The sequence below is a fragment of the Streptomyces tubercidicus genome (assembly GCF_027497495.1).
In the GTDB taxonomy this organism is placed as follows: Bacteria; Actinomycetota; Actinomycetes; order Streptomycetales; family Streptomycetaceae; genus Streptomyces; species Streptomyces tubercidicus.
This window is the reverse complement of sequence record NZ_CP114205.1, coordinates 5,447,807-5,473,842: the sequence shown is the minus strand read 5'-3', so window position 1 is coordinate 5,473,842 and position 26,036 is coordinate 5,447,807. Positions and strand designations below refer to the sequence as shown.

At 69.7% G+C, this 26,036-nt stretch carries 19 protein-coding genes, 2 tRNA genes and 1 pseudogene; 3 read left to right on the top strand and 19 right to left on the bottom strand.

Features of this window, described 5'->3' with window-relative positions; translation table 11 throughout:
• Window positions 1-21: 21 nt before the first annotated feature.
• The 4 genes and pseudogenes from STRTU_RS23755 to STRTU_RS23740 form a co-directional block, all read right to left on the bottom strand.
• Window positions 22-1,113, bottom strand: a pseudogene (locus tag STRTU_RS23755) (hypothetical protein).
• 40 nt (window positions 1,114-1,153) lie between these two features.
• Window positions 1,154-1,714, bottom strand: coding sequence for a GNAT family N-acetyltransferase (locus tag STRTU_RS23750; protein ID WP_159745974.1), 561 nt, complete (start codon window positions 1,712-1,714; stop codon window positions 1,154-1,156).
• An 80-nt stretch (window positions 1,715-1,794) separates the two neighbouring features.
• The gene (locus STRTU_RS23745) at window positions 1,795-3,717 is read right to left on the bottom strand and encodes a TIGR03960 family B12-binding radical SAM protein (protein WP_159745972.1); all 1,923 of its coding nucleotides are present in this window, start codon (window positions 3,715-3,717) and stop codon (window positions 1,795-1,797) included.
• A gap of 88 nt (window positions 3,718-3,805) precedes the next feature.
• On the bottom strand, window positions 3,806-5,503 hold the full coding sequence (locus STRTU_RS23740) for a CYTH and CHAD domain-containing protein (protein WP_159745970.1): 1,698 nt from the start codon (window positions 5,501-5,503) through the stop codon (window positions 3,806-3,808).
• Between the two features lie 181 nt (window positions 5,504-5,684).
• Between STRTU_RS23740 and STRTU_RS23735 the strand changes: the two genes are divergently transcribed.
• Window positions 5,685-6,131 carry an ATP-binding protein gene (locus STRTU_RS23735; protein ID WP_159745968.1) on the top strand — a complete coding sequence of 149 codons (447 nt, stop codon included), beginning with the start codon at window positions 5,685-5,687 and terminating at the stop codon, window positions 6,129-6,131.
• A gap of 7 nt (window positions 6,132-6,138) precedes the next feature.
• Here STRTU_RS23735 and rodA read toward each other — a convergent pair whose 3' ends face one another.
• The 10 genes from rodA to STRTU_RS23685 form a co-directional block, all read right to left on the bottom strand.
• The gene (rodA, locus tag STRTU_RS23730) at window positions 6,139-7,353 is read right to left on the bottom strand and encodes a rod shape-determining protein RodA (RefSeq protein ID WP_159745966.1); all 1,215 of its coding nucleotides are present in this window, start codon (window positions 7,351-7,353) and stop codon (window positions 6,139-6,141) included.
• Window positions 7,350-9,500 (bottom strand): penicillin-binding protein 2, encoded by a 2,151-nt coding sequence (gene mrdA / locus STRTU_RS23725; RefSeq protein ID WP_159745964.1) that lies wholly within the window; start codon window positions 9,498-9,500, stop codon window positions 7,350-7,352. Before mrdA ends, rodA begins: the two co-directional genes overlap by 4 nt.
• 48 nt (window positions 9,501-9,548) lie before the next feature.
• Window positions 9,549-10,259 carry a rod shape-determining protein MreD gene (gene mreD, locus STRTU_RS23720; protein WP_159745962.1) on the bottom strand — a complete coding sequence of 237 codons (711 nt, stop codon included), beginning with the start codon at window positions 10,257-10,259 and terminating at the stop codon, window positions 9,549-9,551.
• 3 nt (window positions 10,260-10,262) lie between these two features.
• The gene (gene mreC, locus STRTU_RS23715; protein ID WP_159745960.1) at window positions 10,263-11,195 is read right to left on the bottom strand and encodes a rod shape-determining protein MreC; all 933 of its coding nucleotides are present in this window, start codon (window positions 11,193-11,195) and stop codon (window positions 10,263-10,265) included.
• 243 nt (window positions 11,196-11,438) lie between these two features.
• Entirely contained in the window at window positions 11,439-12,458 is a 1,020-nt protein-coding gene (locus STRTU_RS23710; protein ID WP_003985182.1) for a rod shape-determining protein, read from the bottom strand.
• Window positions 12,459-12,752: 294 nt separating this feature from the next.
• The gene (ndk, locus tag STRTU_RS23705; protein WP_159745958.1) at window positions 12,753-13,166 is read right to left on the bottom strand and encodes a nucleoside-diphosphate kinase; all 414 of its coding nucleotides are present in this window, start codon (window positions 13,164-13,166) and stop codon (window positions 12,753-12,755) included.
• Between the two features lie 112 nt (window positions 13,167-13,278).
• Complete coding sequence (locus STRTU_RS23700; protein WP_159745956.1) at window positions 13,279-13,644, bottom strand: DUF4233 domain-containing protein; 366 nt, start codon at window positions 13,642-13,644, stop codon at window positions 13,279-13,281.
• A gap of 2 nt (window positions 13,645-13,646) precedes the next feature.
• Entirely contained in the window at window positions 13,647-15,200 is a 1,554-nt protein-coding gene (gene folC / locus STRTU_RS23695) for a bifunctional tetrahydrofolate synthase/dihydrofolate synthase (protein WP_159745954.1), read from the bottom strand.
• A 146-nt stretch (window positions 15,201-15,346) separates the two neighbouring features.
• The gene (locus STRTU_RS23690) at window positions 15,347-16,801 is read right to left on the bottom strand and encodes a peptidoglycan D,D-transpeptidase FtsI family protein (RefSeq protein WP_159745952.1); all 1,455 of its coding nucleotides are present in this window, start codon (window positions 16,799-16,801) and stop codon (window positions 15,347-15,349) included.
• Between the two features lie 244 nt (window positions 16,802-17,045).
• On the bottom strand, window positions 17,046-19,667 hold the full coding sequence (locus tag STRTU_RS23685; RefSeq protein WP_159745950.1) for a valine--tRNA ligase: 2,622 nt from the start codon (window positions 19,665-19,667) through the stop codon (window positions 17,046-17,048).
• Between the two features lie 164 nt (window positions 19,668-19,831).
• On the opposite strand from STRTU_RS23685, the gene STRTU_RS23680 reads away from it, so the two are divergent.
• On the top strand, window positions 19,832-20,788 hold the full coding sequence (locus tag STRTU_RS23680; protein WP_159745948.1) for a flagellar basal body-associated FliL family protein: 957 nt from the start codon (window positions 19,832-19,834) through the stop codon (window positions 20,786-20,788).
• Between the two features lie 127 nt (window positions 20,789-20,915).
• Here STRTU_RS23680 and clpX read toward each other — a convergent pair whose 3' ends face one another.
• From clpX to STRTU_RS23655, 5 genes are all read right to left on the bottom strand, one after another.
• Window positions 20,916-22,199 (bottom strand): ATP-dependent Clp protease ATP-binding subunit ClpX, encoded by a 1,284-nt coding sequence (gene clpX / locus STRTU_RS23675; RefSeq protein WP_127150845.1) that lies wholly within the window; start codon window positions 22,197-22,199, stop codon window positions 20,916-20,918.
• A 169-nt stretch (window positions 22,200-22,368) separates the two neighbouring features.
• A complete protein-coding gene (locus tag STRTU_RS23670; RefSeq protein WP_159747181.1) occupies window positions 22,369-23,046 on the bottom strand; it encodes an ATP-dependent Clp protease proteolytic subunit in 678 nt (225 codons plus the stop codon).
• A 65-nt stretch (window positions 23,047-23,111) separates the two neighbouring features.
• Window positions 23,112-23,714, bottom strand: a complete 603-nt coding sequence (locus STRTU_RS23665) for an ATP-dependent Clp protease proteolytic subunit (RefSeq protein ID WP_030283915.1) — start codon at window positions 23,712-23,714, stop codon at window positions 23,112-23,114.
• Window positions 23,715-24,008: 294 nt separating this feature from the next.
• A complete protein-coding gene (gene tig / locus STRTU_RS23660) occupies window positions 24,009-25,397 on the bottom strand; it encodes a trigger factor (RefSeq protein ID WP_159745946.1) in 1,389 nt (462 codons plus the stop codon).
• A 234-nt stretch (window positions 25,398-25,631) separates the two neighbouring features.
• A tRNA-Pro gene (locus STRTU_RS23655) sits at window positions 25,632-25,708 on the bottom strand.
• 182 nt (window positions 25,709-25,890) lie between these two features.
• On the opposite strand from STRTU_RS23655, the gene STRTU_RS23650 reads away from it, so the two are divergent.
• A tRNA-Gly gene (locus STRTU_RS23650) sits at window positions 25,891-25,961 on the top strand.
• Window positions 25,962-26,036 lie beyond the last annotated feature (75 nt).

Here is a 26,036-nt window from a genome sequence, read left to right as displayed (position 1 = left end):
CTGTCGCTTGCCCAGTGTCGTTCAGTCCTTCGTGAGTGCGGTCGTACTGCTACCAAGAGTACGTGTCCCCAGAGCTCCAGGTTCCCGCCGGGGCGGGACGACGACCGCGCACTACGGCTTCCCGGGGGCGCCGAACAGGGCCCGACGGAGTTCCTGACGGGTCTGCCGCACGGTCTCGCGGGCGGTGCGCAGCGCCTGCCGGACCGGCCGCCAGATGCCGTTACGGATGCCGTGGCCGAGCGGGGTGAGCACGGTGCGGTACACCCAGCGCACCGGCTCGACGAAGACCCACCGCAGCACCGTGCCGAGGAACCGGCCGACGGCGCGGGAGATGATCCCGGCGACCCGCCAGCAGTGCCCGAACGCCGCCCCGACCTCGCGGCCGACCACCGTCACCACGGCGACCAGCGCCCGCCCCACCGGCCGCAGCACGGACCGCCACAGCGCGACCAGCGGCACGACCACGATCCACCGGACGAGCGTCACGACGACGACCCCGAGACCACGCGCCACCCAGGCGATCCCCCGCCCGACGGGCGTCAGCACCTCCGCGTACAGCCACCGCGCGGGCGCCACCACCAGATACCGCACCAGCCACGCCAGCACCACGCCGATCCCCCGTCCCACCGGCGCCAGCACATACCGCCACAAGGCCACCCACGGCCACACCAACAACGCCTTGCCCAACCACAGCAGCGCCACGCCCAGTCCACGCATCAGCCAGGCGATCCCCCGCCCGACCGGCGCCAGCACATACCGCCAGAGCCACCCCAGCGGGGCCACGACCAGCGTGCGCCAGGCCCAGGCGACGGGTATCACGACGAGCGTGCGCCAAGTCCACGCCACCGGTATCACGACGAGCGTGCGCCACACCCACGCCACCGGTATCACCACGAGCGTGCGCCACACCCAGGTGAGGCCGTGGCCGAGGGGGCGCAACGCGGTCCGGTGGACGGCCCGGCCGAGGGCGGTCAGCGCGTCCCACACCAGGCGCACCGGCATCACGAGCACCAGCACCACGATCCGTATCGGAAGCCGGACCGCGGTGGTCAGGCAGCCCTCGCCCGGCTCGTAGCGGGCGGGCACCCGCCGGTCGTCGTCCGTGGGCTCCATATGGCCCTCCCCCTTGTGCTTCGGTACGTCAGATGCGCCGTTACGGCTGCTGCCCGGCGGTGGCCGCGGGCCGGTGGAACCAGTAGCGCAGCTTGTCGTCCCGCTGGTTCTCGAAGATCCCGCCGCAGGCCTCGATGACCTTACGTGAGGCGGTGTTGGTGTCATCGCAGGTGACCAGCACCGGGTCGATGCCCAGCTCGTGATGGGCGACCGGCAGGGCGGCGCGCAGCATCCCGGTGGCGTGGCCGCGGCGGCGGGCGCCGGGACGTACGCCGTAGCCGATATGGCCGCCCCAGGTGAGGAGGGACGGGGTGAGCCGGTGGCGGAAGGCGACGCGCCCCAGGTAGGTGTCGCCGTCCACCCACCAACGGGTGCTCAGCGGGACCACGCCGTCGGCGCGTTCGTGGTCCACGACCCCGCCGACCGTGCGGACGTACTCCGCGAAGCCGTCCTCGGCCGCCCAGTGACCGCGCCAGGTCCGCAGCTCGTGGGCCATGGTGGAGTACGGGACCAAGTCCGCGCCGTCGGCCAGGAACTCGTCCATCGCGGCGAGGAAGGAGGCGCGGACGGCGACGGTGGGGGCGATGAGCTGTGGCGACATCGCCTCATTGTGCGGCAGCACGCCACGGCCCGGCCACCCGCACGGGGCGGGGGCCGGGCCGAAGTGGCATACGGGAAGCGCTACTTCACCATCAGCGGCAGCAGCTTCTTGCCCGTCGGGCCGATCTGGATCTCGGTGTCCATCTGGGGGCAGACGCCGCAGTCGAAGCACGGGGTCCAGCGGCAGTCCTCGACCTCGGTCTCGTCGAGCGCGTCCTGCCAGTCCTCCCAGAGCCAGTCCTTGTCGAGACCGGAGTCCAGGTGGTCCCAGGGGAGCACCTCTTCGTACTCCCGCTCACGGGTGGTGTACCAGGCGACGTCCACGCCGAAGGCGGGCAGCGTCTCCTCGGCGGCCTTCATCCAGCGGTCGTAGGAGAAGTGCTCACGCCAGCCGTCGAAGCGGCCGCCGCCCTCGTAGACGGCGCGGATGACCGAGCCGACGCGGCGGTCGCCGCGCGAGAGCAGGCCCTCGACGATGCCGGGCTTGCCGTCGTGGTAGCGGAAGCCGATCGAGCGGCCGTACTTCTTGTCGCCGCGGATCTTGTCCCGGAGCTTTTCGAGCCGGGCGTCCGTCTCCTCCGCCGACAGCTGCGGCGCCCACTGGAACGGGGTGTGCGGCTTGGGGACGAAGCCGCCGATGGAGACCGTGCAGCGGATGTCGTTCTGCCCGGAGACCTTGCGGCCCTCGGCGATGACCCTGACGGCCATGTCGCCGATCTGGAGCACGTCCTCGTCGGTCTCGGTCGGCAGACCGCACATGAAGTAGAGCTTCACCTGCCGCCAGCCGTTGCCGTAGGCCGTGGAGACGGTCCGGATCAGGTCTTCTTCGGAGACCATCTTGTTGATGACCTTGCGCATCCGCTCCGAGCCGCCCTCGGGCGCGAAGGTCAGACCCGAGCGACGGCCGTTGCGCGTCAGCTCGTTGGCAAGATCGACGTTGAAGGCGTCGACCCGGGTCGACGGGAGCGACAGGCCGATCTTGTCTTCCTCGTACCGGTCGGCGAGCCCCTTCGCGATATCGCCGATCTCGGTGTGGTCCGCGGAGGACAGCGACAACAGGCCGACCTCCTCGAATCCCGTGGCCTTCAGGCCCTTGTCCACCATGTCGCCGATGCCGGTGATGCTTCGCTCCCGTACGGGGCGCGTGATCATGCCGGCCTGGCAGAAACGGCAGCCGCGGGTGCAGCCACGGAAGATCTCGACCGACATCCGCTCATGGACGGTCTCGGCCAGGGGGACGAGCGGCTGCTTGGGGTAGGGCCACTCGTCGAGGTCCATGACGGTGTGCTTGGACACCCGCCACGGGACGCCGGAGCGGTTCGGTACGACGCGGGAGATCCGCCCGTCGGCCAGATACTCCACGTCGTAGAACTTGGGGACATAGACGCTGCCGGTCTTCGCGAGGCGGAAGAGCAGCTCGTCGCGGCCGCCGGGCCGGTCCTCGGCCTTCCAGGCGCGGATGATCTCGGTGATCTCCAGCACCGCCTGCTCGCCGTCACCCACCACCGCGCAGTCCAGGAAGTCCGCGATCGGCTCGGGGTTGAAGGCCGCGTGGCCGCCCGCGAGGATGATCGGGTGGTCCTCCGTACGGTCCTTGGACTCCATCGGGATGCCGGCGAGGTCCAGGGCGGTCAGGAGGTTGGTGTACCCCAGCTCGGTCGAGAAGGAGACACCGAGCACGTCGAAGGCGCCGACGGGGCGGTGCGCGTCGACCGTGAACTGCGGGACCTGGTGCTCCCGCATCAGCGCTTCGAGGTCCGGCCACACGCTGTACGTGCGCTCGGCCAGCACACCCTCGCGCTCGTTGAGGACCTCGTAAAGGATCATGACGCCCTGGTTGGGCAGACCGACCTCGTAGGCGTCCGGGTACATGAGCGACCACCGCACATCGCAGGAGTCCCAGTCCTTGACGGTGGAGTTCAGCTCACCGCCGACGTACTGAATGGGCTTCTGCACATGCGGGAGCAGGGCCTCCAGGCGCGGGAAGACCGACTCGACAGGCATCGTGGTGATCTTTCATCAGCGGGGCAGGGGTGACCCTCAAGCCTAACGTGCTCGGCGCGGAGCCTTGACGCCTCGGCTCCGGTCCAGGTCACGGCCGGAGTGCCGCCCGGTGCTTGCGGCGGGACGCCTTCTTCCACACGTCCGGCAGCGCCCGCTCCCGGTCCGCCGCCAGTGCCTCCTCGCGCCCGTACAGCAGGCCGAAGGTGAAGCCGCCCTCACCGGCGCGCTGTGCCTGGGTCGCCAGCTCGCGCAGGGTGCCGCGCGCCACCACGCTGTCCTGGTGGTCGCCCAGCAGCTGCTGCACCCGCTTGGTCCGCTTGGCGAACTTCTTCGCCGCCCCGCCGAGCGCCGGGCGGGCCGCCTCCGCCGCGTACCGGGTGCGCTTGGCCGCCTTGCGGGCGCCGTGCAGCGCCTCGTCCCGCTCCTGCCCGGCCGGCGCCTCCAGCGCGGCCTCCACACGGCCGGCCAGCCGCGCGTAGTCCTTGAGCACGGCCTTGGCCACCACCTTGGGCGCCGGCCGGTCGGCGGCCTTGCGCAGCGGCGGCTCCGCCAGGAAGGCGTGCAGGGTCTTCAGCAGGGAGAGGTAGCGCGGCCCGTCCAGGACGGCGAGCACCTGGTCCCGTGCGGCGACCCGGCGCCTCTCGGACCAGATGCGCAGCCGGGCGTCCACCGGGCCGAGCCGTAGCGTCCCGGGCACCTCGGCCATCGCCGCCCGCAGCCGCGCGGTCAGCACCTCACGGTCCCGCTCCACGCCCAACTCCGCGGCCAGCCACTGGAGTTCGATACCGATGGGCCGGGTGGCGGCCCGGTCGAGCACCTTGGTGTACGAGCGGAAGGCGCTGCGCAGCCGCCGGGTGGCGACCCGCATCCGGTGCACCGCGTCGGGCAGATCCCGCCGTACCGCGGGGTCCAGCTCGATGATCACCCGCACCTGCTCACGGGCATAGCTCAGGACGACATCTCCGGCGGTCGGCTCCTGCTTCCCGCCCTTCCCGGCCCCCTTGCCCTTGCCTTTGCCCTTGCTCTTGGACTTGGACTTGGCCCCGGACTTCGCCTTCACCTTGCCCTTGGCCTCGGACTTCGCCTTCCCCGCCGCCTCACCGGAGCCGTGCGCGCCTCGCTCACCCGACCGGGTGAGGGGCGACGCGTCGCCACGCCCCCACCCCGTCTCGGCCAGCGCCCGCTCCAGCTTCGAGGCCGCGGAGGCGGGACGCACCCCCGCCGCGGCCAGCACCCGGCCGACCTCGTCCAGCAGCCCGGCACCGTCGTCCCCGAGCAGCTCCACCTCGATCTCGCGCCAGTGGGCCTCGGCGGGCCCGGCTCCCGTCTTCCCGGCGCCCGCGGCCCCGTCCGGCCGGTGCGCCGACACCACGTCCTCGGCCACCTCCGCGAGCGGTGTGCCCGCGGCGTCCTGCAGCACCCGGACCGTGCGCCGCGTCCGCAGCCGTACGAGGGCGATCAGCTCCCCGTCCAGCACCCGGGACCGTACGAGCGCGGTCAGCTCCGCGGGCGGCGTATCGGACAGCGGGGCCCGCACCTCGTCCCGCACCCCCGGGGCGACCGGCAGTTTCAGATGCCAGCCCGCGTCCTTGCCGCCGGTGCGCCTGCGCAGCGTGATGCCGTCGGCGGCGAGGCGCCCGCCGGAGGTGTCGTAGTAGACGGCGTCAAGATCCTCGGTGCCCGCCTCGACCACGGTGGCGACCCGGTCGACTCCGGCCAGGTCGGGGAGCCGGGTGTCGTCGTCGGCCTCGTACTTCCGCTCGATTTCCCGCACGGTGTCCGCCATGTATCGAATCTAGCCAGCCACCGCGGCCGGGACCACCTGCCGGACCGGCGAGCTGCCCCGAGGCCGGAATCCGCCGGAGCGGGTGGCACGCGCCGCACACCGTGACTTACGGTGTGTGACGAGCCCGCCACGCAGAGTGGCAAGCGGCGCACACTCGACCCCTTCGGGGAGGGAGACTCCCGTGCACCCCCAGACCGCACCCGTCACCCGGACACCCATCCGCGTCTCGGCAGGCGCCCGCCCGCATCTCCTGTCCACGCCGAGCCTTGCCACCGCCCCGAAGGCCGCCCGCGACTTCGTCCGCGCGGTGTTGCGCCGCACCCCGCTCGCCTCGCTGACCGACACCGCGGTGCTGCTCACCTCGGAGGCGGTGACCAGCGCCCATCTGCGCACGCCGCGGTCCGCGGACATCCTGCTGCGGCTGCTGACCGCCGGACACGGCCTGCGGATCAGCGTGCACGACGAGGCCCCGGCCCGGATTCCCCGGCCGGCCCCGGCCGCCGGTGAGCTGGACACCGATCACGGGCTGCTGCTGACCGGCCGGCTCTCCGACGACTGGGGCACGACGCCCTTCGGGGGCCGGCCGCGCTCCACTTCGCTCTGGTTCGAACTGCACCTCAAGCACTGACGCGGCGTCAGCGGGAGGCGGACAGCGGGCGCTGTACGCGGATCGACTGGAGCAGCCCGATCGCGATCCAGACCGCGAACATGGACGTGCCGCCGTAGGAGACGAACGGCAGCGGGAGGCCGGTGACGGGCATGATCCCGAGGGTCATGCCGATGTTCTCGAAGGCCTGGAAGGCGAACCACGCGATGATCCCGGCGGCCACGACCGTGCCGTAGAGCTCGGTGGACTCGCGGGCGATCCGGCAGGCGCGCCACAGGACCACGCCGAGCAGGACGATGATCAAACCCGCGCCCAGGAAGCCGAGTTCCTCACCGGCCACGGTGAAGATGAAGTCCGTCTGCTGTTCGGGGACGAACTGGCCGGTGGTCTGGCTGCCCTGGAAGAGACCGGATCCGGTCAGTCCGCCGCCGCCGATCGCGATCCGGGCCTGGTTGGTGTTGTAGCCGACACCGGCCGGGTCGAGGCTCGGGTTGGCGAAGGCGGCGAAGCGGGCGATCTGGTAGTCGTCGAGCAGCCCGAGCTGCCAGACCGCGACACAGCCGACGACGCCCGTGCCGACCAGTCCCAGGATCCAGCGGTTGGAGGCGCCCGAGGAGAGCAGCACACCGAGGATGACGGCGCCGAGCACCATCACCGAGCCGAGGTCGGGCATCAGCATGATGACGACCACGGGGACGGCGGCCAGCGCGAGCGCCTGGACGACGGTGCGGTGGTCGGGGTGCGGGCGGTCCCCCGCGTCGACCCGGGACGCCAGGATCATCGCCATGCCCAGCGTGATGGTGATCTTCGCGAACTCGGCGGGCTGGAGGGAGAAGCCGCCGGGGATCGCCAGCCAGGAACGTGAGCCGTTGATGGTGGCGCCCAGCGGGGTCAGCACCAGCAGCGCCAGCACGACCGAGAGGGCGTAGAGGACCGGGACGGCGCCGCGCAGCGTGCGGTGGCCGAGCCAGATCGTGCCGCCGGCGAGCGCCAGTCCGATGCCGAGGTTCAGCAGATGGTGCAGGAAGTAGTAGTACTCGTCACCGTGGTTGAGCTCGGTGCGGTTACGGGTCGCGGAGAAGACCAGCAGCGAGCCCACCAGCGACAGCACCAGGCACGACAGCAGCAGTATCCAGTCCAGTTTGCGCAGTACCGAATCGCGCGCCGTCAGCTTGCCCCAGGTGCCGAGCTCAGGGGTGTAGCGCCGGACCGAGAACGCCCGGGAGGTGTGGCTGGTCGTCACTGTGGGCTCTCCGATGCGGACGGCGACGGCGACGGCGGGGCATACGGCTTGATGGGCTGGGACCGGATGGCGCCATCACTTTCGATCTTGGGCAGCTTGGCCTCCGGCCTCGGGAGCAGCGCGGCCTTGGGGTTGATGCCGCCCTTTTCGTCGACTCCGTACAGGGCGTTGTAGATGTTGCGTACGGCGGGGCCGGAGGCGCCGGAGCCCGTACCACCCTGGGAGATCGTCATGACGATCGTGTAGTCCTTGGTGTACGTCGCGAACCACGAGGTGGTCTGCTTGCCGTAGACCTCGGCCGTACCGGTCTTGGCGTGCATCGGGATCTTGTCCTGCGGCCAGCCGCCGAACCGCCAGGCGGCGGTACCGCGGGTGGCGACACCGGCGAGGGCGCCGTCCATCTGCCCGAGGGTCTTGTGGGAGACCGGCAGCTTGCCGTGCGAGGTGGGCTTGATCCGCTGGATGTGCTTGCCGTCGGGGCTGACGACGGCCTTGCCGACGGTCGGGTTGTAGAGCGTGCCGCCGTTGCTGATCGCCCCGTAGATCGTCGCCATCTGGATCGGGGTGACGAGGGTGTCGCCCTGCCCGATGGCGTAGTTGATCGAGTCGTAGGCGTGCAGCTTCATGCCCTCCAGGCAGCCCTCCCGGGCGAGCTTGGTGCCGAAGTCCTTCTTCTTGGGCCAGGCCTTGGCCTGTTCGCACCAGCCGGCCTTGTTGGCCTTCCAGAAGGCGTTCTTCCACTTGCGGTCGGGGACCCGGCCGGTGACCTCGTTCGGGAGGTCGATTCCGGTCTCGCTGCCGAGGCCGAACTGGTGGGCCGTCTTGTAGAACCAGTTCTTGGCTTCCTTCTTCGGCTTGTCCCCGCCGTCCTTCTTCCACTCGTCGTGCGAGAGCCGGTAGAAGACGGTGTCGCAGGAGACCTCCAGCGCCCGGCCGAGGCTGATCGCGCCATGGCTCTGCGACTCGAAGTTCTTGAAGGTCTGGCCGCCGATGCTGTACGAGCTGGTGCAGGGGTAGTGGCCGTTGAAGTCATAGCCCGCGTTGACCGCGGCGGCGGTCGAGATGACCTTGAAGATCGAGCCGGGGGCGGCCTGTCCCTGGATGGCGCGGTTCAGCAGCGGGTAGTTGGAGTCCTTGCCGGTGAGGCGGCCGTAGTCTTTGCCCGAGATCCCGCCGACCCAGGCGTTGGGGTCGTAGGAGGGGTTGGAGGCCATCGCCACCACCCGGCCGGTCTTCGCCTCCATGACGACGACGGCGCCCGAGTCGGCCTTGTAGTTGGTGCCCGTGTTCCTGTCGTGCTCCTTACGGGCGTCCTTCATGGCCTGGTCCAGCTGCTTCTCCGCCAGGCCCTGCACCCGGGCGTCGATGCTGGTGACGACGCTGGCGCCGGCCCGGCCCTTCTCGCTCTTCGCCTGGCCGATGACCCGGCCGAGGTTGTCGACCTCGTAGCGGGTGACGGCGGCCTTGCCGCGCAGCGCGTCGTCGTACGTCCGCTCCAGACCGGACCGGCCGATCTGGTCGGAGCGCAGCAGCGGCGAACGGCTGTGCTCGGCCTTCTTGATCTCCTGGTCGGTGACCGGCGAGAGATAGCCGAGGACCTGGGCGGTGTTGGCGTTGCCCGGGGCCGCGTACCGGCGGACGGCGGTCGGCTCGGCGCTGATGCCGGGGAAGTCCTCGGAGCGCTCGCGGATCTGGAGGGCCTGCTGGGTCGTGGCCTCGTCGGTGATCGGGATCGGCTGGTAGGGCGAGCCGTTCCAGCACGGCTGCGGCGTCTTGGCGTCGCACAGCCGGACCTTGTTCCGGATCTCCTTGCCGGACATGCCGAGCACCTTGGCCAGCCGGCCGAGCACGGCCTTGCCGTCGTCCTTCATCTTCAGCAGCTCGGTACGGCTCGCCGACACCACCAGACGGGTCTGGTTGTCGGCCAGCGGCACCCCGCGCGCGTCGAGGATGGAGCCGCGGGTGGCGGGCTCGATGACCTGCTGGACGTGGTTGTTCTTCGCCTCGGTGGCGTACTCCTGGCCGTTGCGGATCTGCAGATACCAGAGCCGGCCGCCGAGCGTGAGCAGCAGCGAGAAGACCAGGATCTGAATCGCGATGAGCCGGACGCTGACCCGGGAGGTCCGGGATTCCGGGAGATTACTCATGGCGCGCCGCGCCTCCATGAGGGGTCGTGGTCGAGGGACGGAGGAGCGTCACAGCCGCTTGACCCCCTTGATGCGGCCCACCTTGTCGCGGGCCGACTTGCCGAGCAGACCGCCGCGCTGGCTGCCGATGCGGGCCCCCGCGCGCACGGACTTCATGGCGCCGCGGCTGGCCTTGAGGCCGGTGCCGGTGGTGAGCCAGCCGTAGCCCGTGATGCCGGAGCCGCTCGGGCTGCTGGTGCCGTCACCGGTCAGCGGCTCGCCCTCGGTTCTGCGCGCCGCCGCCATCACCAGCGGGACCACGAAGGGGGCCAGCAGCAGGTCGTAGAGGGTGGCGCTGAGCAGCAGTCCGACGATGCCGACGTGCCGGGCGGCGGTGTCGCCGACCAGCGCCCCGACGCCCGCGTACATCAGCGTCGAGACGATCGCGGCGCCGATGACGACGATCAGCGGCAGCGTCGCCGAACGGTGCCGCCCGGACTCCGGCTTGGTCAGGCCGGCCGCGTAGCCGATGACGCAGAGCACCAGCGCATAGCGGCCGATGGCGTGGTCGGACGGCGGGGCGAGGTCGGCGAGCAGTCCGGCGAAGAAGCCGATGAGCGCGCCGCCGACATGGCCGTAGACCAGCGCCAGGCCGACCACCACGAGCAGCAGCAGGTCCGGTACGGCGCCGGGCAGTTGGAGTCTGGCGAGGATGGTGACCTGGATGACGAGGGCGACGACCACCAGCGGGGCCGAGAGCAGAATCCGGTTGATGCGCATCGGTCAGCTCCTGGGAGGGACGCTCGCGGAGGGGGTGGCCGTGACGGTGACCGTCGGCGTCGGCTTGGGCTTGGCCGGCTGCGGCGGCAGGACCGTGTCGCGCGGGTCCTGACGGGGCGGCTGGACGACGACACCGACGATGTCGAGCTGGGAGAAGGCGACGAACGGCCGGACCTGGAGGGTGCGGGTCAGATCGCCGTTGAACGGTTCGACCCGGGTGACCTTGCCGACCGGCACACCGGGCACGAACGGCTTGTCCTTGCTGGAGCCGAAGGTGACCAGACGGTCGCCCTTCTTGATGTTGGCCCGGCCGTTGAGGAGCTGGACGCGCAGCGAGCGGACGCCCTGCCCGTTGGCGAAGCCGATCTCGTTGGTCTTCTCCATGCGGGTGCCGACGGTGAAGTCGGGGTCGGCGGCCAGCAGGACGGTGGAGGTGTCGGCGCCGACGGTGGTGATCCGGCCGACCAGACCGTCGCCGTTGAGCACGGTCATATCGCGGCGGATGCCGTCGCGGGTGCCGGCGTCGATGGTGACGGTCCAGGAGAAGCCCTGGGCCGAGCCGATGGCGATGACCTGGGCGCCCTTGATGGCGTACTGGCCGGTGCCGGCGGTCTTGAGGATCTTGTCGAGCTCGGCGGCGCGGCTGCGGTTGCGGTCGGAGGAGCCGAGCTTGGCCTTCAGCGCCTCGTTCTCGTGCTCCAGCGTGCTGATCCGGTTGTGCCGGCGGCCGGAGTCCCGTACGGCACCGACCGCGTGGCCGACCGGGTCGACGACGCGGGCGACGCCGCTTTCGACCGGGCCGAAGGCGGAGGCGGCGGCTTGCCGGGCACCATCGAGCGGGGACTGTTCGCCGCCGCGGATATCGACCGTGATCAGCGCGAACGCGATCGCGACCAGCAGCACCAGCAGCAGCCGGCTCTCTCGTGTGTCCCTCACGTGCGGCGGCCGTGTCCTTCCTCGTAGGACCGGCCGGCTGCGGGCCCCGCCGGTCTCGTTCGGGAGTTGAGCGTTGTGCCTGTGTGACGGTGGCTGCCGGTGAAGCGTCAGCGCACCGTGTCTGTCGGGAGGTTGAGCCCGGTCACCGGCCGGTCCGGCGGACGGACCGGCCGCTGCCGCCGGGGTCCCGGCCCCCGCGTCCGCCGCTGGGCGTCCGCGGCGCGGGCCGGTGCCCCGGTCGTGCTACCTGCGCGGCTGGGAGTCGAGGACCTGCTGGAGCGCCTCGAACTCCTCGACGCACTTGCCGGAACCGAGCGCGACGGAGTCGAGCGGGTCCTCGGCGATGTGGATGGGCATGCCGGTCTCGCGGCGCAGCCGCTCATCGAGGCCGCGGAGCAGGGCACCGCCTCCGGTGAGCACGATGCCGCGGTCCATGACGTCACCGGACAGCTCCGGCGGGCACTTGTCGAGGGTCGTCTTGACCGCGTCGACGATGGAGTTGACCGGCTCCTCGATGGCCTTGCGGACCTCGGCGGCCGAGATGACCACGGTCTTCGGCAGACCGGAGACCAGGTCACGGCCGCGGATCTCGGTGTGCTCGTCCTGTTCGAGGTCGTACGCCGAACCGATGGTGATCTTGATGCTCTCGGCGGTGCGCTCGCCCAGCAGAAGGCTGTACTCCTTCTTGATGTGCTGGATGATCGCGTTGTCGAGCTCGTCGCCGGCCACCCGGATGGACTGCGCGGTGACGATGCCGCCGAGCGAGATGACCGCGACCTCGGTCGTACCGCCGCCGATGTCCACGACCATGTTGCCGGTGGCCTCGTGCACCGGCAGACCGGAGCCGATCGCGGCGGCCATCGGCTCCTCGATGATGTGGACCTGGCGCGCGCCGGCCTGGGTCGACGCCTCGATGACCGCGCGGCGCTCCACTCCGGTGATGCCGGAGGGGACGCACACGACGACCCGGGGGCGGGCCAGATAGCGCCGCTTGTGGATCTTCAGGATGAAGTAGCGGAGCATCCGCTCGGTGATCTCGAAATCGGCGATCACGCCGTCTTTCAGGGGCCGTACGGCGACGATGTTGCCGGGCGTGCGCCCGATCATCTTCTTCGCCTCAGCACCCACCGCGAGAATCCCGCCGGTGTTGGTGTTGATGGCCACGACCGACGGCTCGTTGAGGACGATTCCGCGGCCCCTGACGTACACCAGCGTGTTGGCGGTCCCGAGGTCGACAGCCATGTCACGGCCGATGAACGACATGTTGTTCCCCATGAGGATACGTCTGGCCTTCCCAACTGGAGCGAATGCTTACTGGAGGTCGGCAGGAGGTGATGCGCTGTGAGGCGCGGAAGCCTCCATGGTAGTTCGTAGTGCGCCCACTCGAACACGTCGGGAGGCTGTTCCGCCATTGTCAGCCGTACACGCACCCGCCCCCCTCAATGGTGACGTCGTGTCGCGGTGATGCGTTCCCCCGATCGTGTCGTATACACCAAGGGGCGACCGATGATTTCTCCGGTCGCCCCAGGTCACGGGGGGTCTACAGCTGACGAAGTGTCAGGAAATGCCGGGGAAGAAAATCTTGATCTCACGCTCTGCGGACTCTTCGGAATCCGATGCGTGGATCAGATTCTCCCGGGTGATCGTTCCGAAGTCCCCACGAATGGACCCACTCGGCGCGGCAATCGGGTCAGTCGGACCGGCGAGTGCGCGTACGCCCTCGATCACCCGCTCGCCCTCGACGATCATCGAGACCACCGGACCGGAGGCCATGAACGCGACCAGGGGCTCATAGAACGGCTTGCCGACATGCTCGCCGTAGTGCTGCTCCAGGATCTCGGCGTCCAGGCTGCGCAGCTCCAGCGCGCTGATCGTCCAGCCGGCCTTCTTCTCGATACGGCCGATGATCTCGCCGATCAGACCGCGCTTGACGGCGTCCGGCTTGAGGAGGACGAGGGTGCGCTGGCTCACGAAGGGACTCCCTGGATATGAACAATGGTCAGCGGGTGCACTGAGGCTACATGGGGGACAACGCTCCACGCGGCGCAGCCCCCGGCCTCCGGGCCACCCCGTGACACAGCCGCTAGGCCGGCTCGCCGGCCGGTGCGTCAGCGGCCTCGGACTGCTCCGCCCAACGGGCCTTCGCCGCGTCGATCTTGCGGCCGAAGTGCACCGACGCCCACCACAGGGCGGCGAAGACCGCGCCCAGGAAGAACATCGTCGGCACCACGAAACCGCTGGCGATCAGGGCGGCCTGCAGCGCCCAGCCGAGCTGGACGCCGCCCGGACGGGTCAGCATCCCGCACAGCAGCAGGCTCAGCAGCATCGCGATCCCGCTGACCGTCCAGATCGTGACCGTGGACAGCTCGCTCATCTGCATCGCGACCAGACCGGCGAAGCCGATCACGAAGAACTCGCCTATCAGCGTGCTCGCGCAGAGCGTGCGCATGGTCAGCCCCTTCCCATCAGCAGCCGGGCCTCGCCGACCGTGATCACCGAGCCGGTCACCAGCACACCGGCACCGGAGAACTCGCCCTCCTCCTCGGCGAGGGTGATCGCCGCCTCCAGGGCGTCGTCGAGCCGCGGCTCCACCTGGACCCGCTCGGCGCCGAAGACCTCGACGGCGACCGCCGCCAGCTCATCCGGGTCCATCGCACGATGGCTGGAATTACGCGTCACCACGATCTCCGCGAAGATCGGCTCGAAGGCCTCCAGGAGGCCCCGGACGTCCTTGTCGTCACTGGCACCGACCACACCGACCAGCCGGCTGAACCCGAACGCCTCGGTGACCGCCTCGGCCGCCGCCCGCGCCCCCGCCGGGTTGTGGGCCGCGTCCAGCACCACCGTGGGGCTGCGGCGCACGACCTCCATCCGGCCGGGTGAGGTGACGGCGGCGAACGCGGAGCGGAGGGTGTCGATGTCCAGCGTCCTGGCCTGCTCCGAGCCGACGCCGAAGAACGCCTCGACCGCGGCGAGCGCCACCGCGGCGTTGTGCGCCTGGTGGGCGCCGTACAGCGGCAGGAAGATCTCCGGATACTCGCCGCCCAGTCCGCGCAGCGTCAGCATCTGCCCGCCGACGGCCACCTCACGGGAGAGCACCCCGAACTCCATGCCCTCACGGGCGACCGTGGCATCCACCTCGACCGCGCGCTTGAGCATCACCGACGCCGCGTCCACCGGCTGCTGGGCCAGCACGACCGTGGCGTCCTTCTTGATGATCCCGGACTTCTCACCGGCGATCTGCTCGGGCGTCTCCCCCAGCCGGTCGGTGTGGTCCAGCGAGATCGGGGTGATCACGGCGACATCGCCGTCGATGACGTTCGTCGCGTCCCAGGTGCCGCCCATGCCGACCTCGACGACCGCGACGTCCACGGGGCTGTCCGCGAAGGCGGCGTAGGCCATCGCCGTCAGCACCTCGAAGAACGACAGGCGGTACTCCTGCTGGGCGTCGACCATCTCCACATACGGGGCGATGTCCCGGTAGGTCTCGATGAAGCGCTCGGCGGAGATCGGGGCGGCGTCCAGGCTGATCCGCTCGGTGATCGACTGGACATGCGGGCTCGTATAGCGGCCGGTGCGCAGGTCGAAGGCGGACAGCAGGGCCTCGATCATGCGGGCGGTGCTGGTCTTGCCGTTGGTGCCGGTGATGTGGATGGACGGGTAGGCGCGCTGCGGCTCGCCGAGGATGTCCAGCAGCGCCGCGATGCGCTGCACCGACGGGTCCAGCTTGGTCTCGCCCCAGCGGCCCGCCAGCTCCTCCTCCACGGCGCGCAGCGCACGGTCGACCTCGGGGTCGGCCGGGCGGGCGGGGATCCCGTCCCCCTGCGGCGGACCGGCCTGGGCACGCAGGGTGCGGCTGCCGGCCTCGATCACGGCCAGATCGGGGATTGGGGTCTCCCCTGATCGAGCGGAGTCGAGATCTTGGGGAAGGTCGGTCTCGGCCTCGACCAGTTCGTCGAAGGCGTCGGTCGGGTCGGGGTCGTCGTTCTGGGGGCGCTCGCTCACGCCGACCAGTCTACGAGGCACGTGTGACAGCGGTGCGCTGCCTTGCCCTCCGCCGGGACCGCGCGGCTGCCGGGGGTGGCCGGCCCGGCCCGCGCCCCGGCGTGCGCCCCCGCGCCGGGGCCCAGGGACCCGGGCCCGGCCGGTGGCTACGGCAGCGCCGCCTTCATCATGGCCCGCGCGATCGGGGCCGCCAGCCCGTTGCCGGAGACCTCGTTACGGGCGGCATGCCCGTCCTCGACCATCACGGCCACCGCCACCCGGTGCCCATTGCCGTCCTCGGCGTACGAGACGAACCAGGCGTAGGGCGTACCGCTGTTGTCGACGCCGTGCTGGGCGGTGCCGGTCTTGCCGCCGACGGTCAGTCCGCCGATCTTCGCGCCGGAGCCGGTGCCCTTGTCCACGACCGTCTGCATCGCCGACCGCAGCTGCGCGGCCGTGCGCCCCGACAGGGCCGCTTCGTCGCGGTAGGTCTTCGGTTCGTTCTCCTGGACGGTGTTGCCGCCGCCGTCGGTCAGCTTGTCGACCAGCTGCGGGGTCTTCAGCTCACCGCCGTTCGCGATGGCCGAGGTGACCATCGCCATCTGCAGCGGGGTGGCCTGATCGTCGAACTGGCCGATCCCGGACAGCGCGGTCTGCGCCTCGTCCATGTTCCCGGGGTAGACGCTCTTGCCGGCCCGCACCGGGGTGTCCACCTTGTCGTCGTTGAAGCCGAACTTCTCGGCCTGCGCCTTCACCTTGTCCTTGCCCAGGTCGACGGCCATCTTGGCGAAGACGGTGTTGCAGGAGTACTGGAGCGCGGTGCGGATATCCGCGTTCTTGCAGGGTGCGGCCTTGTTCTCGTTGGTGAGCTTGGTGCGGGTGTGGGGGAGGGTGTACGGGTCGGGGCTCTTGGTGGGCTCGTCCACCGAGGAGTACAGCCCGTTCTCCAGCGCGGCCGCGGCGACCACCAGCTTGAAGGTGGAGCCGGGCGGCAGCGGCTGCCGCAGCGCCCGGTTGACCTCGGGGTCCTCGGAGTCGCCGGACATCTTCCGCCACGCCTTCTGGTCGGCACTGCCGGACCCGGCGAAGGTCCCCGGGTCGTACGACGGGGTGCTCACCATGCCCAGAATCCGCCCGGTGGCCGGGTCCAGGGCGACGGCGGCGCCCTTCTTGTCGCCCAGCGCCCGGTAGCCGGCCTGCTGCACCTTGGCGTCGATGGTGGTGGCCACGTCGCCGCCCTTGGCCCGTTGACGGGTCAGCGCGTCGGCGGGGGTCTGCAGCCGGCTGTCCGAGCCGTCCAGGAGGTCGCCGTACAGGCTCTCCAGCTGGTTGCTGCCGAAGATCTGCGAGGTGAAGCCGGTGACCGGCGCATACAGCGGGCCGTCCTTGTAGGTCCGCTTGTACTTCAGCGTGTCCGAGGTGGCGGCGGAGCCGGTGACCGGCTCCCCGTCGACGAGGATGTTGCCCAGCGGCGCCGAGTACTTGCCGATCGTCACCCGCGGATTGTGCGGGTCCTCCTTGTAGTCGCCGGCCTTCGCACCCTGGAGCCAGGTCACCCAGCCGATCAGCGCCATGATCAGAGCCAGACAGAAGACCGCGGCCCGTCGCAGGGGTTTGTTCATCGGGCGCGGCTCCTCTGTACGGACGGGCGGTGCTGCTCTGTACGGGACGTGCGGTGCTGCCGCGACGACAGCATTCCGACCACCGTGCCTCGGCCAGATGAGAGCCCGATGAGAACGCCCTGAGGGCCGCCCTGAGCGCTGTCCGGCCCCGGTCCGCACCCGGTCCGCACCCGCTCAGGCCAGGAAAACGGCGCAGGCCCCCCGCCCATACGGACGAGGGGCCTGCGATCGCTCTCTGCCGCCGTTACGCCTTCGGCAGGGCCGCCAGCTGCGCGGTGATCCGGACGATGTCCGCCTCCGCGGCCTCCAGCCGGCCGCGGATCTTGTCCACGACCTTCTCCGGCGCCTTGGCCAGGAACGCCTCGTTGCCGAGCTTGGCGGTGGCCTGCGCCTTCTCCTTCTCGGCCGCGCCCAGGTCCTTCGTCAGACGCTTGCGCTCCGCCTCGACGTCGATGGCACCGGACAGGTCCAGGGCGACCGTGGCGCCCGCGACCGGCAGCGAGGCGGTGGCGCTGAAGTCGTCACCGGCCGGCTGGAGCCGCAGCAGCGACCGCATCGCGGCCTCGTGTGCGGCCAGCGCCGTCCCGGACAGCTCCAGCTGCGCCGGGACCTTCTGGCCGGGCTGCAGCCCCTGGTCGGAGCGGAACCGGCGGACCTCGGTCACGACCTGCTGAACGGTCTCGATCTCCCGCTCCGCCGCCGCGTCCCGGAAACCAGAGTCCTTCGGCCACTCCGCGATGACGACCGACTCACCGCCGGTCAGCGCCGTCCACAGGGTCTCGGTGACGAACGGGACGATCGGGTGCAGCAGCCGCAGGGTGACGTCCAGGACCTCGCCCAGCACCCGGCGCGAGACCTCCGCTGCCGGGCCGCCCGCCATGAACGTCGTCTTGGACAGCTCGACGTACCAGTCGAAGACCTCGTCCCAGGCGAAGTGGAAGAGGGTGTCCGACAGCTTCGCGAACTGGTAGTCGTCGTAGTACGCGTCGACCTCGGCGACGACCGAGTTCAGCCGGGACAGGATCCACCGGTCGGTCGCCGACAGCTGCTCGGCGGGCGGGAGTTCGCCCTCCACCGTCGCACCGTTCATCAGCGCGAACCGCGTGGCGTTCCAGATCTTGTTGGCGAAGTTACGGGAGCCCTGGACCCAGTCCTCGCCGATCGGGACGTCGACACCGGGGTTGGCGCCCCGGGCGAGGGTGAACCGGACGGCGTCCGAACCGTAGGCGTCCATCCAGTCCAGCGGATTGACCGCGTTCCCGAAGGACTTGGACATCTTCTTGCCGAACTGGTCGCGGACCATGCCGTGCAGCGCGATGGTGTGGAACGGCGGGGTGCCGTCCATCGCGTACAGCCCGAACATCATCATCCGGGCGACCCAGAAGAAGAGGATGTCGTAGCCGGTGACCAGGACGGAGTTCGGATAGAACTTCTCGACGCTGGGGGTCTGCTCGGGCCAGCCGAGCGTGGAGAACGGCCACAGGCCGGAGGAGAACCAGGTGTCGAGGACGTCGGTGTCCTGGTGCCAGCCCTCGCCGCTCGGCGGCTCCTCGTCCGGTCCGACGCAGACGACCTCGCCCTCCGGCCCGTACCAGACCGGAATCCGGTGGCCCCACCACAACTGCCGCGAGATGCACCAGTCATGGAGGTTGTCGACCCAGCCGAAGTAGCGGGACTCCATCTCCTTCGGGTGGATCTTGACCTTGCCGTCGCGGACCGCGTCCCCCGCGGCCTGCGCCAGCGGGCCGACCTTGACCCACCACTGCATCGACAGCCGCGGCTCGATGGTGGTCTTGCAGCGCGAGCAGTGGCCGACGGAGTGGGTGTACGGGCGCTTCTCGGCGACGATCCGGCCGTCGGCGCGCAGTGCGCCAACGATCGCGGAGCGGGCCTCGAAGCGGTCCAGGCCCTGGAAGGGGCCGTGCGCCGTGATGACCCCGCGCTCGTCGAGCACGGCGAGGTTGGGCAGCCCGTGACGGCGGCCGATCTCGAAGTCGTTGGGGTCGTGGGCCGGGGTGACCTTGACCGCGCCGGTGCCGAACTCCGGGTCGACGTGCTCGTCGGCGACGACCGGGATACGGCGGCCGGTCAGCGGCAACTCGATCTCGGTGCCGACGAGATGGGCGTACCGCTCGTCCTCCGGGTGGACGGCGACCGCGGTGTCACCCAGCATCGTCTCGGCCCGCGTCGTGGCGACGACGATCGAGGAATCGCCCTCCCCGTACCGGATGGAGACCAGCTCGCCGTCGTCCTCCTGGTACTCCACCTCGATGTCCGAGATGGCGGTCAGACAGCGCGGGCACCAGTTGATGATGCGCTCGGCACGGTAGATCAGTTCGTCGTCATGGAGCCGCTTGAAGATCGTCTGGACGGCCTTGGACAGGCCCTCGTCCATCGTGAACCGCTCCCGCGACCAGGCGACACCGTCGCCCAGGCGCCGCATCTGGCCGGAGATCTGGCCGCCGGACTCGTTCTTCCACTGCCAGACCCGCTCGACGAACGCCTCACGGCCCAGGTCGTGCCGGGAGACGCCCTCCTTGGCGAGCTCCCGCTCGACGACGTTCTGGGTGGCGATACCGGCGTGGTCCATGCCCGGCTGCCAGAGGGTCTCGTAGCCCTGCATGCGCTTACGGCGGGTGAGGGCGTCGATGAGGGTGTGCTCGAAGGCGTGCCCCAGGTGCAGGGAGCCGGTGACGTTCGGCGGCGGGATGACGATGGTGTACGGCGGCTTGTCGCTCTTCTCGTCCGCCTCGAAGTAACCCCGCTCTACCCAGCGCTCGTACAGCGGCCCCTCTACATCGGCCGGCGTGTACTGAGTCGGCAGTTCGGGGGCGCTGTGCTTGCTCTGCTGAGAGTTCTCGGTCACGCCGGACAGTGTACGGGCGCGGATGTAGCAGCTTCGAATCGGTTTCGCCCCCGGGGCCACGGCTGTCAGCGGCGTCGGACAGGATGTCGGCAGCGCTTCAACAGCACCCAGAACTTCACACGCAGAACTCAACTGAATTCAGTTGTCACGAGGGGAACCGCTCCATGAGCTTCAACCAGCCGCCTCCCGGCCCGTACGGCCAGCAGCCCCCGCAGCCGGGCCCGTACGGCCAGCCGCAGCAGCCACCGGCCCCCCAGCCCGGTTACGGCTACCCGCAGCAAGGCGGCCAGGTACCTCCGCAGCAGGGCTACGGCTACCCCCAGCAGGCCGGCCAGGCGCCCCCTCAGCAGGGTTACGGCTACCCGCAGCAGGGCGGCGGCCAGCCCTACGGCCAGCAGGCTCCGTACGGCGGCCAGCAGACGCCCTACGGCACGATCCCGCAGGGCCCGGAGGAGAGCGGCGGCAGCGGCAAGAAGGTCGGCCTGATCATCGGCGGGGTCGCGGTCGTCGCGGCGATCGGCGTGGGCGCCTACTTCGCCTTCGGCTCGGGCGGGGATGTCGCGCCGTACACGATCTCGCTGCCGGGCAGCGTGCTGAGCGGGCAGTACCAGAAGGTCACGGTGCCGGGCGGCCCGACGGGCGCCGAGGACTTCACCAACGACAAGGAAGCCAAGGCGCTCGGCATCACGGGCGGCAAGGGCGTCAGCGGCAAGTACAAGGCCGAGGGCGGCCTGATGATGTCGGTCAGCGGCATCTACGGCACGATCGCCGACCCGGAAGGCACCGTGGGCCAGGTGTTCGCCAAGGTGGATGAATCCCAGAAGAAGGCCACCCAGGGCGCCAAGATCGAGGACGTCACGCCGACGACCTCGTACTCGCCGGAGGACTTCGACGGCGCGGTGATGAAGTGCCGGGTGCAGAAGGTCACCGTGACCCGGAGCGGCGTGAGCGTGCCGGTCTCCCTCTCCACCTGCGTCTGGGGTGACAGCAGCGCCATCGGCGTCGTCCAGGTCAGCTCCGCCCCCTCCCCCAACGGTGGTCCCGGCGCCACCGCGCCCGGCGCCGAGGAGCTCTCCGAGAAGGCCGCCAAGGTCCGCAACGAGGTCCGCAAGGAGAAGTAGCCCCGGCGCGGCCGCTCGCGGCTCCTCGCGGCACCGGGGCGCTCGACAGGCCCCGACAACACACCACCGCCCGGCGGGGTTTCCCCTGCCGGGCGGTGGTGTGTCGGCTATCGGCCGCGGACCGCGCCTATGCGCTCTTCTCCTGCGGCTCCCCGGAGTCGCCGCGGTTGCGCGGGACCAGCGTCGGGTTCACGTTCGAGTGGACGACGTCCTCGGTGATGACGACGCGGGCGACGTCCTTACGGGACGGGATCTCGTACATCACCGCCTGGAGGACCTCCTCCATGATGGCGCGCAGACCGCGGGCGCCGGTGCCGCGGAGGATGGCCTGGTCGGCGATGGCCTCCAGGGCCGGGCGGTCGAAGTCCAGCTCCACACCGTCGAGTTCGAAGAGGCGCTTGTACTGCTTGACGAGCGCGTTGCGCGGCTCGACCAGGATCTGCAGCAGGGCCTCGCGGTCGAGGTTGTGGACCGAGGTGAGGACGGGCAGGCGGCCGATGAACTCCGGGATCATCCCGAACTTCACCATGTCCTCCGGCATCACGTCCTGGAGCTGGTCCTTGGACTCGATCTCGCGCTTGGAGCGGATCGTGGCACCGAAGCCGATGCCCTTGGCGCCGGACCGGGCCTCGATGATCTTCTCCAGACCGGCGAAGGCACCGCCGACGATGAAGAGGACGTTCGTGGTGTCGATCTGGATGAATTCCTGGTGCGGGTGCTTGCGGCCGCCCTGGGGCGGGACCGAGGCGGTGGTGCCCTCCAGGATCTTCAGCAGCGCCTGCTGGACGCCCTCGCCGGAGACATCGCGGGTGATCGACGGGTTCTCGCTCTTCCGGGCGACCTTGTCGATCTCGTCGATGTAGATGATGCCGGTCTCGGCCTTCTTGATGTCGAAGTCCGCGGCCTGGATCAGCTTGAGGAGGATGTTCTCCACGTCCTCGCCGACATAGCCGGCCTCCGTCAGCGCCGTGGCGTCGGCGAACGCGAAGGGGACGTTGAGCATCCGCGCGAGGGTCTGCGCGAGCAGCGTCTTGCCGGAGCCGGTGGGGCCGAGCAGCAGGATGTTGGACTTGGCGAGCTCGATGCCCTCATCGCCGCGGCCGGGGCCGTTCTCGCCCGCCTGCACCCGCTTGTAGTGGTTGTAGACGGCGACCGACAGGGCCTTCTTGGCGGGATCCTGGCCGACGACATAGCCGTTCAGGAACTCGTAGATCTCCCGCGGCTTGGGGAGCTCCTCCCACCGCACCTCGGAGGTCTCGGCGAGCTCCTCCTCGATGATTTCGTTGCAGAGGTCGATGCACTCGTCGCAGATGTACACACCAGGTCCCGCGATGAGCTTCTTCACCTGCTTCTGGCTCTTCCCGCAGAACGAGCACTTGAGCAGGTCGCCGCCGTCACCGATGCGTGCCACGAGGTGCTTCCCCTTCGCCTGGGATCCGTATTGCTGCACGGACCCGGGTGCTTGCCTATCGACGGTACCTTGCCGGGCCCCCCGTACGGGCCCCCCTTGGACGGACTCGGTTCACTCGGTCCCGAACCGGTCCAAGGGGGCAACGCTCCGGCTCATTTAGCGAAGATCGCTAGCCGATCGAGACCGACGACTTACGCGTCGAAACGATCTGGTCGACCAGACCGTACGCCAGGGACTCCTCGGCGGTCAGAATCTTGTCACGCTCGATATCGTCCCGGATCTTCTCGATCGGGGTGGTGGAGTGCTTGGCCAGCAGCTCCTCCAGCTGCGAACGCATCCGCAGGATCTCGTTGGCGGCGATCTCCAGGTCGGAGACCTGACCGCGGCCGGTCTCGCTGTACGGCTGGTGGATCAGGACCCGGGCGTTCGGCAGCGCCATCCGCTTGCCGGGGGTGCCGGCGGCGAGCAGCACGGCCGCGGCGGAGGCCGCCTGGCCCATGCAGACCGTCTGGATGTCCGGCTTCACGAACTGCATGGTGTCGTAAATGGCGGTGAGCGCCGTGAAGGAACCGCCCGGGGAGTTGATGTAGATCGAGATGTCCCGGTCCGGGTCCATCGACTCCAGGCACAGCAGCTGCGCCATGACGTCGTTGGCCGACGCGTCATCGATCTGCACGCCGAGGAAGATCACGCGCTCCTCGAACAGCTTCGCGTACGGGTCGTACTCGCGCACACCCTGCGAGGTGCGCTCGACGAAGCGCGGGACGATGTAGCGGGACTCGGCGACAGGGCCGGAGTACTCGGACTCCGGGCGCTGGTAGAGGCCGCTGCCGGGGAAGTTGTTCATCGTGGTGTTCACCGTCCTGGTGGCGATCAAGTGGGCTGGGGGCTGAAGGGCGAGTGGAACGGGGCTCAGGCGCCCGTGCCGCCCCCGCCCGGAACGCCGGCGGCGGAGGTCATGACATCGTCGATCAGGCCGTACTCCTTGGCCTCATCGGCGGAGAACCAGCGGTCGCGGTCGGAGTCCTGGGTGATCCGCTCGACGGTCTGGCCGGTGTGGAACGCCGTCAGCTCCGCCATCCGCTTCTTGGTGTGCAGCAGCCGCTCGGCGTGGATCTTGATGTCGGACGCGGAGCCGGCCAGACCCGCGGAGGGCTGGTGGATGAGGATCTCGGCATTCGGCAGCGCGAAGCGCTTGCCCGGGGTGCCGGCGCTCAGCAGGAACTGTCCCATGGAGGCGGCGAGGCCCATCGCGATCGTCACCACGTCGTTCTTGATGTACTGCATGGTGTCGTAGATCGCCAAGCCGGCCGAGATCGAGCCGCCCGGGGAGTTGATGTAGAGGAAGATGTCCTTGTCCGGGTCCGCGGCGAGGAGAAGCAGCTGCGCGGTGATCTTGTTGGCGATGTCGTCGTCGACCGGCTGGCCGAGGAAGATGATCCGCTCGCCGAGCAGCCGGTTGTAGACCTGGTCGCCGAGGCCACCGAAGGTCGGCTCAGCGGCGGCGGAAGGCATCGGGATCGTCACGTGTCCACCTGCTCGTTGTCGGACGGCTCGGGGCCGTCTCAGCGTCGTCTTCTGGGGCGCGGGGATCGGCGCCGTGTATCGCCCCGGCGCGTTTCAGGGACTCCCCTGCCCTCGTATCTACGGACCCTAACGCGCAGGTCGGACAACGCCATCCCGCATCGATAACTGTTCGCTGTGAGCGCAGGCTCACCGGTCCGGTACGGATACGGGCCCGAACACGCGGACGTGCGTGTTCGGGCCCGTATTTCAGCGCTCTTCGCGACGGCGCGAGGCGGCCGGGGCTCAGACCTCGGGCTTCTCGTCCGCGCTCTCGGCCTCGGTGCCCTCGGCCTCGGCGACGACGGTCTCGGCCGTCTCGTCCTCGTCGTCGAGGTCGATGACCTCGCCGTTGCTGTCCTTGACCGTGGCGGCCTCGACGACGACCGCGAGGGCCTTGCCGCGGGCGACCTCACCGACGAGCATCGGCACCTGGCCGCCCTCGACGACGGCCTGGGCGAACTGGTCGGGGGACATACCGGAGGACTGCGCGCGGCGCATGAGGTGCTCGGTGAGCTCCTCCTGGCTGACGTTCAGCTTCTCCTTGTTGACCAGCTCGTCCAGGATGAACTGGGTCTTGATGCCCTTCTCGGCCTGCTCCTTGGTCTCGGCGTCGAACTCCTCCTCGCTCTTGCCCTGGATCTCCAGGTACTTCGCGAGGTCGAGGCCCATCTGGCCGAGCTGGTGGTTGACCAGGTTGTGCTTGCGGGTCTCGATCTCGTCCGCGAGCAGCTTCTCCGGCATCGGCACCTCGACGAGCTTGAGCAGCTCGTCCAGGACCTTCTCCTGCGCCTGGGTGGCCTGGTCGTACTTCTTCATCTGCGCGAGGCGCTTGCGGCTGTCCTCGCGCAGCTCTTCGAGGGTGTCGAACTCGCTCGCCAGCTGCGCGAAGTCGTCGTCCAGCTCCGGCAGTTCGCGGGACTTGACCTCGGTGACCTCGACCTTGACCTCGGCCTCCTTGCCCTCGGCGGAACCGCCCTTGAGCTCGGAGGTGAAGGTGGCGGAGTTGCCGGCCTCGACGCCCTTGACGGCCTCGTCGATGCCGTCGAGGAGCTCACCGGAGCCGACGGTGTAGGTGACGCCCTCGGCGACACCGTCCTCCAGGACCTCGCCGTCGACCTTGGCCTCAAGGTTCAGCGTGAGGACGTCGCCGTCCTGGGCCGCGCGCTCGACCGGGGCGGTCGTGGCGAAGCGCTCACGCAGCTGCTCGACGGACTTGTCGATGTCCTCGTCCGACACCTCCACGGCGTCGACCTCGACCTCGATACCGGAGTAGTCCGGGATCTCCAGGGCGGGGCGGATGTCGACCTCGGCGGTGAAGGCCAGCAGCTCGCCGTCCTTCAGCTCGGTGATGTCGACCTCGGGCTGGCCGAGGACGTTGAGCTCACCCTCGTTGACCGCCTCGGTGTAGAACTTCGGGAGCGCGTCGTTGACGGCCTCCTCCAGCACGGCACCGCGGCCGAACCGCTGGTCGATGACGCGCGCCGGGATCTTGCCCTGGCGGAAGCCCTTCACCGTGACCTGCTGGTTGATCTTCTTGTACGCCGCGTCGAGGCTGGGCTTGAGCTCCTCGAAGGGCACCTCGACAGTGAGCCGAACCCGAGTCGGGTTCAGGGTCTCCACGGCGCTCTTCACGGTTCGGTCTCCTTGGGGCTGACTTCTGGGGTTCTGCATGAGATCCGCCGGTATCCGGCTGTTCCCGGTACCGGCCGATCACGCCCGGTACACAGACACACGGGCACGCAGCTTGCATAGTAACCGCAAGGAGGATGACGCCCACAACGCGATCTTGAACACCCGCCGATCATGCGGCGGCGCGAGGGGGAAAAGAATGGCGCCCGACGGGTTCCGTCGGGCTGACCTGACTACTGGTCGGGGTGGCCGGATTCGAACCGACGACCTTCCGCTCCCAAAGCGGACGCGCTACCAAGCTGCGCCACACCCCGTCGGTGCGACACGTAGGGTACATGGCCGTCAGCGGTTCGGCTGCCAGTTATCGGGGCGCCCGGTGGCGGGACATGGGGCCGTACGCGGCGACGCGCACCGTCTTGGGGAAGGGATGTGCGGCGCACCGCCGCGACCCGCTAGGATGCACAGCGTGCCGGGGTCCGTGCGACCTGTGGCGCTTGCGGGCGTAGCTCAATGGTAGAGCCCCAGTCTTCCAAACTGGCTACGCGGGTTCGATTCCCGTCGCCCGCTCGCATGAGGAAACCCCAGGCCGGACGGCCTGGGGTTTTCCGCTGCCCGGAACGCACTGCCGGATGCCTCGCACTC

Bases quoted from the DNA above. Each gene is read 5' to 3' on its own strand.
- mrdA (WP_159745964.1), bottom strand. From the start codon at position 9,500: ATGAGTAATCTCCCGGAATCCCGGACCTCCCGGGTCAGCGTCCGGCTC.
- STRTU_RS23710 (WP_003985182.1), bottom strand. From the start codon at position 12,458: ATGTCGTTCATCGGCCGTGACATGGCTGTCGACCTCGGGACCGCCAAC.
- STRTU_RS23665 (WP_030283915.1), bottom strand. From the start codon at position 23,714: ATGCCTTCCGCCGCCGCTGAGCCGACCTTCGGTGGCCTCGGCGACCAG.
- mreD (WP_159745962.1), bottom strand. From the start codon at position 10,259: ATGCGCATCAACCGGATTCTGCTCTCGGCCCCGCTGGTGGTCGTCGCC.
- STRTU_RS23670 (WP_159747181.1), bottom strand. From the start codon at position 23,046: ATGAACAACTTCCCCGGCAGCGGCCTCTACCAGCGCCCGGAGTCCGAG.
- STRTU_RS23740 (WP_159745970.1), bottom strand. From the start codon at position 5,503: ATGGCGGACACCGTGCGGGAAATCGAGCGGAAGTACGAGGCCGACGAC.
- STRTU_RS23690 (WP_159745952.1), bottom strand. From the start codon at position 16,801: ATGAACAAACCCCTGCGACGGGCCGCGGTCTTCTGTCTGGCTCTGATC.
- STRTU_RS23750 (WP_159745974.1), bottom strand. From the start codon at position 1,714: ATGTCGCCACAGCTCATCGCCCCCACCGTCGCCGTCCGCGCCTCCTTC.
- STRTU_RS23745 (WP_159745972.1), bottom strand. From the start codon at position 3,717: ATGCCTGTCGAGTCGGTCTTCCCGCGCCTGGAGGCCCTGCTCCCGCAT.
- STRTU_RS23680 (WP_159745948.1), top strand. From the start codon at position 19,832: ATGAGCTTCAACCAGCCGCCTCCCGGCCCGTACGGCCAGCAGCCCCCG.
- STRTU_RS23700 (WP_159745956.1), bottom strand. From the start codon at position 13,644: ATGCGCACGCTCTGCGCGAGCACGCTGATAGGCGAGTTCTTCGTGATC.